The sequence below is a fragment of the Peribacillus sp. NPDC096448 genome (assembly GCF_044762675.1).
Lineage (GTDB): Bacteria > Bacillota > Bacilli > Bacillales > DSM-1321 > Peribacillus > Peribacillus frigoritolerans_B.
On sequence record NZ_JBIWEU010000035.1, the window covers coordinates 1 to 16606 of the forward strand.

Here is a 16606-nt window from a genome sequence, read left to right on the forward strand (position 1 = left end):
GCAAATGCCACTAGTTTTTTAGGGTGATTAAACCGATCAATCTCTCCAATTTCAGAAATAATCGTTGCAGCGATTTTTTCACCGATTCCAGGGATAGATTGGATAATCTTATATTCTTCAATTTCTTTTGCCAAAGCATCTATCTCGTCTTCAAACCTGGATAGGTGCTTTTGGTATTCTAGAAGCATTTTTATATACATCTCTAGGCTTAAAATGTGACTCTGATATAAAGTTCTCTGAAAAGGATTTCGAGCTGAGGCAGCCATAAGTTTCTCTGCCTTTGTATTCGCCCACTTTCTAGAACGACTTGGACAAAGTTCATTAATCCTATTTGCTACAGTTTCTTCACCGACTGCTAATATGTCTTCAGAAGTAGGGAATTCTAATAGAGTAAGCAAAGAAACAACCGAATACAAATCTCCAAAAACCCCTCTATATTCAGGAAATACTTGATCAAGAACAGCCTGAAACTGTAGTTTTGTTTGTACATAGATACCTGTTATATTTGCATGTTGTCTTGAAAGATTACGAAGATTTAAGAGTTGTATCCCTCGTTTTTTATAAGGCTTCTTTTTATCCAAGAACGCTTGAACCTGACTTTCACCTTTCGCTACATCCAGACCAACCACTGGATTCATTTTTTATCTCCTCCAAAAACATATTATTGCCGGTAACCCCTAATCCTTCTTGCAGTATCATAGCTTCGCTTGTTATACGAGATCTTGGTCCCAACCAGCCAAATCATGTTTAAGCAAGTAGGGGGCGAACTGTTTAGTTGACGGGGTCCAAGCCCCACGGGCAGGAACGTTTTGCCCCAGCTACCGTTATCATATATCGATATAAAAATTGTTCAACCAGAAATATCTGGCTGACCTTATAATACGACGGGGCAGGATAGTTCATTAAGGAACACAAAAATGATCAATCTTTTTATAAAGAATAAAATCCAATTCAATATTTTAAGGGCATGTTTTGATTCATCTTTTTTCAAAACATGCTCTTTCTATTTATACATTTATCAAGGTTTCTTGTATTAATTTAATCAAACATTGTTTCAAATCCACACTTTTTTTTCGTTATTCACTTCAATTTTACGTAAATGAAATTCTCCATAGCAAATAGCAAGATAGAACTTAATTTATACCTTTTTTAACTTCACTAAAATACTTTTCATTACACAAGTTGTGAGCATATAAGATGAATTTTCTACATTCCATTGCTCTTTTTAATCTAGAACTATATAAAGAAAGTGATTTAGGTTTATTACGTAGACGTAACCCTTCTTTTAATAGTAAATGCCATCTTTCTGGTAAAATCTCTTTCGCTTTTTTTGCTCCCTCTACTTTTGTTAAGATTTTTTTAGTTTCTAATGTGCTTAAAATTCTGCTAATGGTTAAGACACAAAATTCAACCATGTCATCAAAGACAAAAATAAGTGTATTTTTAGACTTGTTTTTCCAGTAATGATTTATATTGTATTCCATGTTTTTAACTACATGGATCCATTTTGATCGAAAATTCAGTTCTGATATTTCTTTTCCGTGCACTTTTATTCCATACTGTTCTACCATCCACCATGTAATAGCATTTACATCCCAATATCCCCTTTTGATTTTTCCATTTGAACAGTAAAGATATGGAGATAACTCATTATTACTTTTCCCTATCTCGTTCATTGGAATATAAATTCCATCCATTCTTTTCCCTAAAGAATTTAAATTTAATTTTTTATGTACAGCTTTCAAATAATCTTTTTCTTCTTGAGATAAACTCCTTTTTAATACAGTCACAAAGTCTATATCACTCTTCTTTTCATCAAATCCACCTAAAGAGATAGAGCCATATATATAAACTCCTACTAGAATATCGCTTGAAAATTGGGATTCTATATACTTTATATAATTGTTTAAGCAAGGCCTTATTATTTCAGGAATTCTATTCAATTCTATTATCCCCTTTCATGTTTATATATAATTTTACCTTGAAATAATTGGAAATAGTTAGAAATATATAAATTAATGTATACGATATGCAAATCTAGTTACCGTAATGAAAGTTATCGGCAACTTCAAGTAAAAAGGCCTTTTATCAAAGGCTTTTTTCATTTTTTAAATTTTAACTGTATTTTTAAAATAAAATCCTACCGTTTTAAATAAAGTTTAATCGTTTATAAAAATGATAAACCGTAATCAATCTTGTTTTTGTTTTCTTTAGTGAACTAACGGGGCAGCGTTCCTGTATTAACTGAAATACTAAAAAGTTTGTGAAGAAATCTACTTAAACTGACGGGTGCGTTAGTTCACTAAAAGAAAAAAGGAGAGTACATATTATACATGGCTAATATGTACTCTCCTTTATTTATTAAGTTTTTTTTATAATTAGGTCTAGATAATTTTGAAAAACTAACAAACATTAAAGGACCGTCAATAGACCTGTTTTTTTGTACGAAAGAAGGATAGCCACCAAGTTTCGACGAATATATCAATATACTTTTTGGAGGTGTTGGATATGGCGATTTGTTGTGGAGAGTGTCACGTTGAATTAAAGAGTGATGATTATGTGACATTGGATGAATTTAGCACGCTGAGGCACACATATTGCGGTTATGATCTTATTGCCGAGCTGATCAAAGACATTGGGACTTATCGAAATATCAAAACAAAGTATTGGTTTTCCCGTGAGCGTACTAAATGAAAATCGGTAAAATCTTGGAGTTAATTAAAACTGATACACCAGCGAATATTGCCTAAAGGGCTGATGTTCATCTTTCAGAAAAATGACTAAGAAAAGCATTGAATAAAGCTGGTTATGAGTATAGAAAATCAGGCAAAAAAGGCTGGTATTTCGTTGGTGAAGGTGAAGAGGAAGCGGTACAAGAGCAGCTTATTTATGACTTTGCAACAGCAGGAAAAGCAAAGGCGAACGTTTCAACTAATGTAAATAAAGAACCTATTAACGATACCAACCAACGTTCTAACGTTGGCATAAAACGTGGTAAAGAACAGGTCAAACAAGCGAACGAACAATCAGCACCAACCATAGAACGAACCAACGTTATAAGAAAACGTTCTTCATTCGATATGGATGTTGAACTTATGAAGGAACTAAAAATACAAGCAATCATTCATGATAGGACGGTTTATGAACTTGTTGAAAGTGCCGTAAGGCACTATTTAGCTGAATTAAAGGGAAAATGATGTGGCTTTGAAATAAAGTCACGATGTTTATAATAAAGTTGCACCGTTTTACCCCTTTGGATAATATCCTCTAAAGGGGTGTTTTTATGTCCAAAAGATAAAGTACATCTGAAATTTAAAAATGGATCAAGGGAATTTTGAGTGGTAATAGAGTTGTTCCGTAAAAGGGCGCGACTCTTTAATAAGAATTACTTTTCTTATAGAACTCACGGGGCAGGTTGGTTCATTAAGAATTCACACTTATTTTGGAAATTTTTGTTATAATGGAGTGGGTATTTAATACAGTTGTATTAAATAAAGGGGTGTTGACTTGATTGGTTGGTTAATTATTTTCTGTGAGATTGGATTTTGGGTGTTTGTTTTAGCAGGATTATTTGTTAGATATATTTTAAAGAAAAAGAAGCTTGGTACATTGTTGCTTATTTGTACACCAATCGTCGATATCATTTTACTCATTGCTACTTTTTTAGATTTAAAAAATGGAGCTATTGCCACCACCGTACATGGACTTTCTGCCATTTATATAGGGGTAAGTATAGCGTTTGGGCATCAGTTGATTAAATGGGCGGATGCGCACTTCGCTTATAAATATGGAAATGGTGAAAAACCTATAAAAAAGAAAAAATTCGGAAGGGAACATGCGAGACAGGAGCGCTTAGGATTGTTTCGGCATTTTGTTTCTTGGTTAATAGGAGGAGCTCTTTTAGCAGTGATGATCTTTTCGATTAATAATCCTTCTCAGACTCAAGCATTGCTTAATACTTTAAGATTATGGACATTGATCTTGGTTATTGATTTTATCATCAGTTTTAGTTATACCTTGTTTCCAAAAAAAGAAAGGTAAAATTTTCTCTCAATCTTGAAAAATGTGAAACGAATATTGTAAGGGGACTTTATTAGCTGAAGATCGGAGCTGTCTTTAAGGCAGCTTTTTCTTTATTAAACTATCGGAGCAGGTTAGAACAATAAGTCCTATGGTATAATTCTGCTAATAGTTAAGTTTTCGGGGGTAAGTCAATGAATAATCAAGATTATTTTAATGATGAAAACTATACTGGTAATCACCTTCATGTAGATAATTGGAAATATGAGTTCACTCCATATATAGAAGCAATTGCTTGGGTAAGAAATGACAGTTCAATGGACTTGTTTTTTAATGATTTCGCAGATGATAAGGAGTTTAAAGCGTTATTTAGTGATAAAGAATACTATTATAATGAATTTATGGGTGTATTTCTTGGTAATGTTAAAACTAATCAGGAAGTATACGAAATGTTTCGTAATTGGGTTTGATGGAGTGCTATACCCATTTAGGAAGAGAGCTAAATAGAAACGAAAGGATTTTTTCTCTCTTAATTGTTAGTTGTATTTATCATTGTATAAATGTAACCTCTTTACTAATTTCCATATTTTTCACCTCCTACTTGGACGTGAATGCGTTTACATTTAAATTTGCCATGATAACGTTGTAAAATTTCCTCCTCTTAATTTACTAAACATATTGGTGTATAATAAATAAATCCATATAAAGACGGAGATGAATGCTTTGGTTACAATTACTGATATCGCGAAGCTTGCCGGAGTTGCTAAGAGTACAGTTTCACGTTATCTAAATAATGGTTCTGTTAGTGAGGCAACGAAAAATAAAATCGAACGTGTGATAAATGAAACCAGCTATGCTCCTAATGCCTTCGCTCAAAGTTTAAAAGCAAAGAAAACTAATATAATCGGTACCATTGTACCGAGACTTGATTCGTATGCTTCTTCTCATACGTTAATTGGCATTGATGAACAATTAAGAGAACTAAATTATCAAATGCTGATCTCAAATTCCGGTCAGGATTTAGATCAGGAAATTGAAAATATTTACACACTGGCTAAGCAAAAGGTTGCGGGAATGATTTTGCTTCCATCCCAAGTTACAGACGCCCATTTAGAGGCCTTCAAAGAGCTGCACTTGCCCGTTTTACTGGTTGGTCAGCAGCATGAAACAATTCACAGCATCATACACAATGATTATGAAGCAGCATATGATCTCGGAAAACATGTGCTGGAAAAAGGTCACCGTAAGATTGCTTTTTTGGGCGTAACAGGAAAAGATATTGCTGTAGGAGTCATGCGGAAAAAAGGATTTCAGCGGGCGATAGATGAAAAATCAGACTGTGAAGTAATGTATTATGAAACAAGCTTCAGCATAACAGATGCATTAATCAATGTCCCCTCTATTATTGAGGAATTCACTCCCTCTATTATCGTATGTGCAACTGATAATATAGCGATTGGTGCTTTGAAAGCAGCTTATTTAAGAGGTTTAAAAATCCCAGAAGACTTGTCGATCACTGGATTTGGAGGTTATGAAGTAACAGAGATGATACACCCAGGCATAACTACAGCGAAATTTTACTACAAAGAAGCAGGACAAATGGCAGCTAAAAGTATCGTAAAGCTTGTTAACGGGGAAGAATTACCAAAATTATCTCTATCAAAATATAAAATTATTGAAAGAGAAAGCGTTGACAATCGTTTACTGCACCGATTATAATCAAAATGAAATCGGTTACCAAATATTTCCCTTCTAAAATGTAACCGGTTTCTGTGAATCAACTTGTTGATATTATATTTTTTGGTTTATGCTGGAACCGGTTCCGTTGCTTAATATATTCATATATTTTTTTGAATTCAAACGGAACCGGTTCCAAGTCAGCGTTTATAAACGTTTAAAAGGAGGATCATTATGAATTATAAAGAAGTATCCCAGGAAATATTGGAGGCAATCGGCGGGAAAGAAAATGTGGCAGCTGCAGCACACTGTGCGACTCGGCTCCGCTTAGCTTTACATGATGAAGACAAAGTCGATCAAGCAAAACTAGATGAGATGGATGCAGTAAAGGGAACATATTCAACTGGAGGACAATACCAGATTATTATCGGTGCGGGAACTGTTAATGAAGTATACAAAGAGTTTTCAAAGCTAACTGGACTTACTGAAATGTCGACGAAAGATGTAAAAGATGCTGGTTCGAAGAAAATGAATCCGCTTCAGCGCTTTGTAAAAATGCTTTCTGATATTTTTGTTCCTATTATTCCTGCAATTGTTGCCGGCGGTCTATTGATGGGGATTAACAACTTGCTCACAGCACCTGACTTATTTATCGCAGGGCAATCCATTGTCGATGCTAACCCAGGATTCGCAGATTTAGCAGCTCTAATTAATACATTTGCCAACGCAGCATTTGTATTCCTTCCAATCTTAATCGGTTTCTCTGCCACACAGCGGTTTGGCGGAAATCCTTATCTGGGTGCTACACTTGGAATGCTAATGGTTCACCCTGACTTATTGAATGGTTGGGGATACGGAGGAGCCTTAGTAAGCGGTGAAATTCAGGTCTGGAATATTCTCGGATTTGAAATTGAAAAAATCGGATATCAAGGCACTGTGTTGCCAGTACTTGTTGCTTCCTTTATTTTAGCAAAAATAGAAACGTATTTGCGAAAAGTCATTCCTTCCGCACTAGACAATATTCTAACACCATTATTGACAATTTTTATTACTGGTATCTTAACGTTCACAGTAGTAGGACCGATTACTCGTGCTACAGGAAACTTATTAACAGACGGTCTCATCTTCTTATATGATGGAACTGGTTTTATCGGAGGATCTATATTTGGACTTCTTTACGCACCTATCGTTATCACAGGTATGCATCATAGCTTTATTGCTGTAGAAACACAATTACTTTCTGATATTTCAAAAACTGGGGGCTCTTTTATTTTCGTAATTGCAGCAATGTCCAATATTGCTCAAGGTGCAGCAACCCTTGCAGTTACTTTCATTACGAAAGATAAAAAAACAAAAGGTACGGCATCTGCAGCGGGTATTTCGGCTCTTTTAGGGATTTCAGAACCTGCAATGTTCGGTGTTAACTTAAAACTGAAGTATCCATTTATTGGAGCAATTATAGGTGCAGGAGTGGCTTCTGCTTTCGTCACCTTCTTCAAAGTAAAGGCGATTGCACTTGGCGCTGCAGGTCTACCAGGGATTATTTCCATAAAAACAGATACAATTATCTTTTATATAATTGGTATGGCCATTTCCTTTGCTGTTGCCTTTATCGCAACATTCAGTTTAGCAAATCGGACAGATAAAAAAGTTGCTGCCCTTTCTCGAAAAGAAGCAGCCTAATTTATTAATATGAAAAGGGCTGTTCGTAACAAGGAACAGTCTCTGATTTTTTAAAGGAGTCTGATCACATGGGATGGACAAAAGAACAGCGTTATCGCCGCGTTGAAGATGTTAATCAGGTAGAGCTGCAAAATTTGCAAACAAGAGTAAATGAATGCACATGGCGACAAACCTTTCATATACAGCCTTTATCCGGCCTACTTAATGACCCTAATGGCTTCTCTTTTTATCATGGCGAGTACCATTTATTCTACCAATGGTTTCCACTTGGTCCTGTACATGGGTTGAAGTATTGGTATCATACGAAATCAAAAGATCTTGTTTCTTGGGAAAATGCCGGCATCGGGATCGCACCGGATGATTATTATGACAGCCATGGAGCCTATTCCGGAAGTGCTATTGAATATGAAGGAAAACTATATTTATTTTATACCGGCAACACTCGTGATGAGAATTGGCAAAGACATCCCTATCAATGTATCGCCATCATGGAGAAAACGGGACAAATTGAAAAATTGACCCATCCATTCATTCGGGACGTACCAGAAGGATATACTAATCATTTCCGCGACCCGAAAGTTTGGAGAGAAAATGATACCTTTTATGCATTAATCGGTGCACAGCGGAAAGACAAAACAGGATGTGTCGTCCTATATCGTTCCTCCAATCTAGTAAACTGGACATTTGAAGGAGAGTTACAAACTGACCTTGGAACTTTTGGATATATGTGGGAATGTCCGGATTATTTTGAACTGCAAAACTATGGCGTACTGATGTTTTCTCCACAAGGTTTGGAGCCCAAGGGAGACCTTTACCACAATATTTATCAATCCGGTTATGTTATTGGCAGCAAGCTAGATACAATAACGCACTCATTATCACATGGCTCTTTTCAGGAGCTTGACAGAGGCTTTGATTTTTATGCGCCGCAAACAATGGTTAATCCTGACGGAAGGCGTATCCTTGTCGGATGGATGGGCTTGCCTGAAATCGACCTACCCACAGACAAAAATGGCTGGGCGCATTGTTTAACACTGCCAAGAGAATTATCTGTTCGAAATGGCAAACTGATTCAGCGGCCAGTGCAGGAACTTCAAGCGCTACGCAGGCAGGAAACTGAAGTAAAAGGTGTTTTGAAGAACACCAAGAACATGTATGAAGAATTCAAAGGAGTATCCTATGAAATGGTATGTGAATTTGAAAACAACGATGCCGTTGAATTTGGTATTGAATTCAGGGCCGGTGATGATGAAAAAACGGTCATTAAATATGATACTGTAGAGAAAAAAGTCATTCTTGACCGCTCTTCTTCAGGTGAGATCGTTGGAGAAGCTTATGGAACAATCCGAAAATGCTTTGTGAATACCAAAAAAATTAAGTTTCATTTATTTGTAGATACCTCTTCTGTTGAGATTTTCATCAATGACGGTGAAGAAGTATTCACGAGCCGGATTTTCCCTCGTGAAAACAGAAATGAAATTCGTTTCTTTGCATTATCTGGAAGCACCACTTTTCAAGCAAAAAAATGGAGTTATGTATGAAAGCGAGAGGTAAGGTATGAGAAATTTATATGCAATCGGTGAAGTATTAATTGATTTTATCCCCCTTCAAAAAGGAATCGCACTAAAAGATGTAATGGAATTCGAGCGTGCTCCAGGAGGCGCTCCAGCGAATGTTGCTGTATCAGTTGCCAGAAATGGCGGCAATGCATCGATAATTACTAAGCTCGGAATGGATTCATTTGGGGACTTTCTTTTAGAACAATTGCAGCAAGCCGGCGTGAAAATAGATAAAATTACGAGAACGAATGAAGCCAACACAGGCCTTGCTTTTGTATCTTTGCTTGAAAATGGTGAACGTGATTTCTCTTTCTACCGCAATCCTTCTGCAGATTTGCTGCTTCATGAGACTGAAATTAACGATAGCTGGTTTGCTAACGGCGACCTCCTCCACTTCTGTTCAGTCGATTTAGTGGAAAGTCCTATGAAGCATGCGCATGTGAAAGCCATTACTTCTGTAAAAGCAAAAGGCGGAATCATCAGCTTTGACCCAAATGTCCGCCTTCCGCTTTGGACTGATCCTGAAGAATGCCGGAAAACGATTTTAGAGTTTGTTCCAATGGTTCATATTGTGAAAATTTCTGATGAAGAGCTTGAGTTTATTACCGGTATTACTGACAAAGAAAAAGCAGTTTCTTCGTTATTTACTGGTGCTGTTAAAGCAGTAATTTATACAAAAGGAGCTCAAGGTGCCGAATTATATGTAAGAGGTAAAAAATACGAATCAACCGGGTATCGCGTCGACGTACAGGATACAACAGGGGCTGGGGATGCATTTATCGGAGGCTTGCTGTATCAGTTATTAGAAAAAGACGTTCGGCAAGGAAATCTGGAAGAAGTTCTTGAACTTCATCACCAAGAAATCCTAAGCTTTGCAAACGCTAGTGGCGCTCTTACTACGACTGGAAAAGGAGCAATCTCTTCCATTCCGGCCAAAGAAGCGATTTATCAACTGCAGCAAATCGATCAATAATGGCGCCTGCCCTAAACGGAAAAGTACCGACCGATTGGCTTGCTAAGTTGATAAGGACCGATTAAAAGGCCTTGGAGCTGCGGGCGTTTTGGAGATAGGAAATAACATCCAGTCAATTTTTGGACCGAAATCAGACCAGCTAAAAGAACAAATCAAAAAAGTGATTGCTTAAGAAATTTGCTGTTCAGCCAGAATATTAAAAATAATTGGAGGTATTACCTTGTTAAAAAACTTATTTGGAAAAAAAACAAAAATTTCGGAAATAAAATTAGTATCGCCAATTGAAGGAGAAATTTTAAAGCTTGAAGATGTACCGGATCCAGTTTTTTCACAGAAAATGATGGGAGATGGTATTGCTTTCTTTCCTATCGAAGGGAAGGTAGTGGCGCCGGCTGATGCAAAAGTCATCAATGTCTTCCCGACGAAGCATGCCATTGCATTGGAAACGGCAGAAGGGCTGGAAATATTGATTCATATTGGATTGGACACGGTTAACATGAAAGGAGAAGGGTTTTCCGTTTGTGTGGCAGAAGGGGACCAGGTTAAAGCAGGAGACATATTGGTTACCTACAGCCTTGAACTGGTAAAGGAAAAAGCATCAAGTACTATTACACCGATGATCATTACCAATGGAGACATTGTGACACATTTAGAGTATCCCTATAGTGGACAATCTGTAGCCGGTAAAACGACCGTTCTGGTAGTTACCTTAAAATAGGAGAATGAGTAAAATAGAAGAAACTCGTTAAAGAACTAAAGAACATATGACCAAGAGATGTCCACCCCAGAAATGGGGTGTTTTTATTTTGACTAAGTTGGTATCATAACTTAACGGAATTGTGTTACTTTAGGTGATAATTTGCACTTATTTTAAGTGCTATTTTGCACGTATATTATTACTGCAGTTTTCCGGGGCTGCCATTTGGTGACCGTCATTAGTCATTTTTGTACGTGCAAGCGCCGTATTGGCATTCACAAATATAATTTAATATTTCCCATCCCCATGATTTCTCAAACTGTGAAAGGATTATAAACTATAACCCTTTTTATAAAGAAGAGCATGTTTAATACATGCTCTTACTTCTTTTCTTAATGTTATAGATTGTCATTCTTGTGAGTTAATTGATTCGTTCGTAAAAGTACACGTTTATGAACGGGGATTTTTTTTATGAAAGATTTCAACATTCGCTAAAGACAGATACTTCTAAAACGTTCGACTTTGATTATATTGACGAGAATCCAGTTGAATTCAAAAAGCTTGCATTATTCATTATCATTATTATAAAATACTTGTATACAAGTGTACTTGAACTCTATAAGAAGGTGAATTTATGGCTGAATCAAAGGAATTTCTTTATCCTGTAAAATGGCTTTCAAAAGCTTCAGCTGGTGATCGCGTAACATCCGAGCTTAGAATGCGTATTATTTCGGGGATGATTGAAAGCGGTGCCATCCTTTCTGAAAATAAATTAGCTGCTGATTTCGGTGTAAGCCGCTCACCAGTTCGTGAAGCCTTAAAAATACTGGCCTCTGAAAATATCATCCGATTAGAACGAATGGGTGCGGTTGTCATTGGTTTAACAGAAAAAAAGTATGCAGAGATTTATGACGTACGTATACTCATTGAAACGTTTGTATTTGAACGTCTAGTGAGGATGAACACGAATGAATTAGTAATGGAACTAAGTAAAATATTGGAAATGATGAAGGTGTCCATAAAATACCTGGATGCTGATGAGTTTTCCTATCAGGATGTTCTATTCCACGAAACGATCATTCGATCCATCGATCATTCCTACATCCAGATGATCTGGGATAATTTAAAACCTGTGATGGAAAGTTTGATTCTTCTATCCATGCGCAGCCGTTTTAAAGAAAAGTATGAAGACTTTACACGGATCATAAATAATCATCAACTTTATATTGATGCGATCAAAACAAAAGATCGAGACATCATGATTAAGTCGTTACATGAAAACTTTGATGATGTCCAAGGGAAAGTTGAAGACTTATGGATGGCCCAGCAGATGCTTTCAAAAGGAGTCGAACAAGAAAATGACTAGCTATATGTTAGGTGTAGACATCGGTACAACAAGTACAAAAGCTGTATTATTCACGATAAAAGGCGATGTCATCCAGCAAGAGAATATTGGTTATCCTCTTTACACACCGGATATGACAACAGCGGAACAAGACCCTGAGGAGATTTTCCAGGCTGTTCTGAAAGCCTTTTCAAATATAACGAAGCAGCATCCAGATAAAAAACCATCATTTATTTCATTTAGCAGTGCGATGCATAGTGTTATAGCTATGGATGAAAATGACCAGCCGCTAACCCCTTGTATCACTTGGGCAGATAATCGCAGTGAAGCTTGGGCCCATAAAATTAAAGATGAATTAGATGGACATGAAGTTTACAAACGAACCGGAACACCGATTCACCCGATGTCACCATTATCCAAAATCGCCTGGATCGTGAATGATCGCCCGGAAATCGCAACCAATGTTAAAAAGTATATCGGGATTAAAGAATATATCTTTAAAAAGTTCTTTGATCAATATGTTGTCGATTATTCCCTTGCTTCGTCGATGGGCATGTTGAATCTCAAAAACTTGGATTGGGATGAGGAAGCCCTAAGTATTGCTGGAATAACGCATGATCAATTATCTGAACTCGTACCAACAACAAAGATCTTTAACAACTGTGACGCGGATTTAGCCAAACAGATCGGGATTGACCCACAAACCCCATTTGTCATTGGGGCAAGTGATGGTGTCCTTTCAAATCTAGGTGTAAACGCTATCCGAAAAGGTGAAATCGCTGTCACGATTGGGACAAGCGGTGCGATTCGAACAATTATTGACGAGCCGAAAACAGACGAAAAAGGAAGAATCTTTTGCTATGCCTTAACGGAAAAGCATTGGGTGATTGGCGGACCGGTAAACAATGGCGGAATGGTCCTTCGCTGGATTCGCGATGAATTTGCTTCTTCCGAGGTGGAAACAGCTAAAAGACTCGGAATCGACGCTTATGAAGTCTTGACCAAGATTGCCGAACGCGTAAGACCTGGCGCTGATGGATTGTTATTCCATCCATATCTTGCAGGTGAACGTGCACCATTATGGAATCCGGACGTAAGGGGTTCATTTTTCGGATTAACACTGTCGCATAAGAAAGAACATATGATTCGAGCGGCTCTGGAAGGAGTCATTTACAATCTATACACCGTATTTTTGGCCTTAACCGAGTGCATGGACGGTCCCGTGACCCGAATTCAAGCTACGGGAGGTTTCGCAAGGTCGGCTGTTTGGCGGCAAATGATGTCCGATATCTTCGAATCGGAAGTCGTGGTTCCGGAAAGCTACGAAAGTTCGTGCCTGGGTGCTTGTATATTAGGGTTATATGCCACTGGGCAAATTGATTCCTTTGAAGTGGTTTCTGAAATGATAGGCAATACCCACAAGCACACACCGAAAGCTGATTCTGTAAATGAATATAGGCAGCTGCTGCCGATTTTCATTAACCTATCAAGGGTATTGGAAAATGAATATACTCAGATTGCGAATTATCAAAGAAACTTAATAAATGCTGCAAAGTAAAGACATGGAGGGGTTACAATGCCATTAGTTATTGTCGCTTTAGGAATTGTCGCTTTATTAATTTTAATAATGGGCTTAAAATTAAACACTTTTATTTCCTTGATCATTGTATCGTTTGGAGTGGCTTTAGCACTTGGGATGCCGCTTGACGGAATTGTCAAAACCATTGAAGCTGGATTAGGCGGAACACTTGGTCACTTAGCGTTAATCTTTGGACTTGGGGCGATGTTGGGTAAGTTGATTGCAGATTCAGGCGGAGCGCAACGCATTGCCATGACCCTTGTTAAAAAATTCGGTGAAAAGAATATTCAATGGGCAGTCGTTGCAGCATCATTTATTATCGGTGTCGCATTATTTTTTGAAGTGGGATTAGTATTATTGATTCCAATCGTATTTGCGATTTCAAGAGAATTAAAAGTTTCGATATTGTATCTTGGTATCCCAATGGTAGCGGCATTATCCGTAACTCACGGTTTCTTACCGCCGCACCCAGGGCCAACCGTCATCGCTGGTGAATATGGCGCAGACATTGGTCAGGTTTTACTTTACGGCTTCATCATTGCCGTTCCAACCGTTATTTTAGCTGGACCAGTATTTACGAAGATAGCTAAAAGATTAGTGCCTGCATCATTTACGAAAACAGGCAGCATTGCCTCTTTAGGGGAACAAAAATCTTTTAAACTTGAAGATACACCTGGATTTGGAATCAGTGTATTTACCGCGTTACTTCCGGTTATATTAATGTCAATTGCTACGATTATCACTTTGATGCAAAAAACGATGGGATTTGAAGATAATGGTTTACTGGCAGCTATCCGTTTCATTGGTGAAGCCGGTACTTCCATGTTGCTTTCCTTATTGTTTGCGGTCTATTCAATGGGATTGGCAAGAAAGATTCCAATGAAAGATATTATGGAATCTTGTACATCAGCAATCCTGCATATCGGAATGATGCTCTTGATCATTGGGGGCGGCGGAGCCTTCAAGCAAGTATTGATTGACGGCGGAGTAGGTGACTATGTAGCTGAATTATTCAAAGGAACATCATTATCACCAATCTTGCTTGCCTGGATCATCGCGGCAATCCTGCGCATTTCATTGGGATCTGCTACAGTTGCTGCCTTGACGACAGCTGGTTTGGTCATTCCGATGTTAGGTCAGACGGACGTTAACCTTGCTTTGGTCGTACTTGCTACAGGAGCGGGAAGTTTAATCGCTTCACACGTTAACGATGCCGGTTTCTGGATGTTTAAAGAGTATTTTGGCTTAAGCATGAAAGAAACATTTGCAACATGGACTTTGCTTGAGACGATCATTTCAGTAGCTGGATTAGGATTCATTCTATTACTAAGCTTATTCGTATAGGCTTTCCCGGCAGTAAATCCCCGACTTATGGCAGGGATTTACTGCCTATTATTCTTACATAAAAGGAGCAGAAATAAAATGAACAATACAATTGGTGTCATTGGTTTAGGGGTAATGGGCAGTAATATCGCTTTAAATATGGCTAGTAAAGGGGAACAAGTAGCTGTCTATAACTACACCAGAGATTTAACGGATCAGCTTGTTGCTGAATTGGACGGTCAGTCGCTCCATCCGTATTACGAAATCCAGGACTTTGTTCAGTCACTGGAAACTCCAAGAAAGATTTTTCTAATGGTGACTGCGGGTAAACCGATCGATTCGGTGATCAATTCATTACTACCTCATCTTGAATCAGGCGATATTATCATGGACGGAGGTAACTCCCATTACGAAGATACAGAACGCAGATATGATGAATTGAAATCTAAAGAAATCAGTTATATAGGAATCGGTATTTCCGGTGGAGAAGTCGGGGCGTTAAAAGGACCTTCAATCATGCCAGGCGGAGATAAAGAAGCCTATGAAAAAGTAGCTCCGATCCTGACTAAAATCGCAGCCAAAGTAAATGAGGACCCTTGTTGTACCTATATCGGCCCAAAAGGGGCCGGTCATTTTGTGAAAATGGTACATAACGGGATTGAGTATGCAGATATGCAATTAATTGCAGAGTCCTATACGTTTTTAAGAGAAAAGCTGTATTTAGAAGTTAATGAAATTGCTGACATCTTTGAAACATGGAATCAAGGCGAACTGAAAAGTTATTTAATCGAAATCACGGCTGATATCTTAAGGAAAAAAGATGACGTAACGGGCTTACCCTTGATCGATGTGATTCTTGATAAAGCAGGACAAAAAGGCACAGGTAAATGGACCAGCATGCAAGCGATTGATAACGGAATCCCAGCATCGATTATTACAGAGTCTTTGTTTGCTCGTTACATTTCCGCCTTAAAAGAAGAACGTGTTACTGCAGAAAACATTCTGACAGGCCCTGGGAACGTTGGGCAAAAATTAGATGAAAATGAGTGGATTGACTATATTAGACAAGCATTATATATGGGGAAAGTTTGTGCATACGCGCAAGGTTTCACTCAATATAAAATGACTTCTGAACTTAATGGCTGGGATTTGCCTTTAAAGGATATTGCGTTGATTTTCCGCGGTGGCTGCATCATTCGTGCAGAATTTTTAAATGTCATTAGCGAAGCCTATCAAAAGCAGCCGAATCTGGCTAATTTATTGATCTCACCATACTTTGCTGAAAAGGTTACAGATTACCAAGTAGGATTGCGAAAGGTTGTCTGTGAGGGAATAAATTCCGGTATCTCGTTTCCAGCTTTAAGCGCTTCACTTTCTTATTACGATAGTTATCGTACAGGAATCTCAAATGCTAACCTCCTGCAAGCACAACGTGATTATTTTGGGGCACATACCTATGAGCGACGTGATTTAGCAGGAGCCTTTCACACAAACTGGCAGTGATGGAAAGTGATAAAAGAAACAGTCATTTTTCAATGACCGTTCATGAATTTAAAACATGTACCTTACTATAAGAGAGTTGCTTTGGCAGCTCTTTTTTGTATGAAAATATCTTAGTAAAAAGCCATGCTAAAATAAACCCTCCATATTCACACTTTTTGTATGAAAATATCTTAGTAAAAAGCCATGCTAAAATAAACCCTCCATATTCACACTTTTTTTGAAGGGCGTAAATGTACTATGTCGTTAT

15 protein-coding genes are annotated in these 16606 nt (G+C 37.7%); 13 read left to right on the forward strand and 2 right to left on the reverse strand.

Annotation, left to right across the window (positions count from 1 at the left end; genetic code table 11):
* Together ACIQ0C_RS26235 and ACIQ0C_RS26240 are read right to left on the reverse strand one after the other, a co-directional pair.
* On the reverse strand, positions 1-638 hold a 638-nt coding region (locus ACIQ0C_RS26235), incomplete at its 3' end, for a transposase (protein ID WP_403065562.1).
* 495 nt (positions 639-1133) lie between these two features.
* Positions 1134-1943, reverse strand: a complete 810-nt coding sequence (locus ACIQ0C_RS26240; RefSeq protein ID WP_403065565.1) for an aminoglycoside adenylyltransferase domain-containing protein — start codon at positions 1941-1943, stop codon at positions 1134-1136.
* A gap of 565 nt (positions 1944-2508) precedes the next feature.
* On the opposite strand from ACIQ0C_RS26240, the gene ACIQ0C_RS26245 reads away from it, so the two are divergent.
* The 13 genes from ACIQ0C_RS26245 (at position 2509) to gnd (ending at position 16359) form a co-directional block, all read left to right on the forward strand.
* Entirely contained in the window at positions 2509-2694 is a 186-nt protein-coding gene (locus ACIQ0C_RS26245) for a hypothetical protein (RefSeq protein WP_251438049.1), read from the forward strand.
* A gap of 98 nt (positions 2695-2792) precedes the next feature.
* A complete protein-coding gene (locus ACIQ0C_RS26250; RefSeq protein WP_403065568.1) occupies positions 2793-3197 on the forward strand; it encodes a hypothetical protein in 405 nt (134 codons plus the stop codon).
* 310 nt (positions 3198-3507) lie between these two features.
* Complete coding sequence (locus ACIQ0C_RS26255; RefSeq protein ID WP_403065570.1) at positions 3508-4041, forward strand: hypothetical protein; 534 nt, start codon at positions 3508-3510, stop codon at positions 4039-4041.
* 173 nt (positions 4042-4214) lie between these two features.
* Positions 4215-4490 (forward strand): hypothetical protein, encoded by a 276-nt coding sequence (locus tag ACIQ0C_RS26260; RefSeq protein WP_403065573.1) that lies wholly within the window; start codon positions 4215-4217, stop codon positions 4488-4490.
* A gap of 253 nt (positions 4491-4743) precedes the next feature.
* A complete protein-coding gene (locus tag ACIQ0C_RS26265) occupies positions 4744-5739 on the forward strand; it encodes a LacI family DNA-binding transcriptional regulator (RefSeq protein WP_403065576.1) in 996 nt (331 codons plus the stop codon).
* 192 nt (positions 5740-5931) lie between these two features.
* Positions 5932-7380, forward strand: coding sequence for a sucrose-specific PTS transporter subunit IIBC (locus tag ACIQ0C_RS26270; protein WP_403065579.1), 1449 nt, complete (start codon positions 5932-5934; stop codon positions 7378-7380).
* Between the two features lie 68 nt (positions 7381-7448).
* Positions 7449-8921, forward strand: coding sequence for a sucrose-6-phosphate hydrolase (locus tag ACIQ0C_RS26275; protein WP_403065582.1), 1473 nt, complete (start codon positions 7449-7451; stop codon positions 8919-8921).
* Between the two features lie 16 nt (positions 8922-8937).
* Positions 8938-9912 carry a carbohydrate kinase family protein gene (locus ACIQ0C_RS26280; RefSeq protein ID WP_403065584.1) on the forward strand — a complete coding sequence of 325 codons (975 nt, stop codon included), beginning with the start codon at positions 8938-8940 and terminating at the stop codon, positions 9910-9912.
* A gap of 220 nt (positions 9913-10132) precedes the next feature.
* A complete protein-coding gene (locus tag ACIQ0C_RS26285; protein WP_403065587.1) occupies positions 10133-10630 on the forward strand; it encodes a PTS sugar transporter subunit IIA in 498 nt (165 codons plus the stop codon).
* 613 nt (positions 10631-11243) lie between these two features.
* Positions 11244-11975: a GntR family transcriptional regulator gene (locus tag ACIQ0C_RS26290; RefSeq protein WP_403065589.1), complete on the forward strand. Its 732-nt coding sequence runs from the start codon at positions 11244-11246 to the stop codon at positions 11973-11975.
* Entirely contained in the window at positions 11968-13512 is a 1545-nt protein-coding gene (gene gntK / locus ACIQ0C_RS26295; protein WP_403065592.1) for a gluconokinase, read from the forward strand. Before ACIQ0C_RS26290 ends, gntK begins: the two co-directional genes overlap by 8 nt.
* A gap of 18 nt (positions 13513-13530) precedes the next feature.
* A complete protein-coding gene (locus tag ACIQ0C_RS26300; RefSeq protein WP_305161458.1) occupies positions 13531-14877 on the forward strand; it encodes a GntP family permease in 1347 nt (448 codons plus the stop codon).
* Positions 14878-14955: 78 nt separating this feature from the next.
* Entirely contained in the window at positions 14956-16359 is a 1404-nt protein-coding gene (gene gnd / locus ACIQ0C_RS26305; RefSeq protein ID WP_403065596.1) for a decarboxylating NADP(+)-dependent phosphogluconate dehydrogenase, read from the forward strand.
* Positions 16360-16606 lie beyond the last annotated feature (247 nt).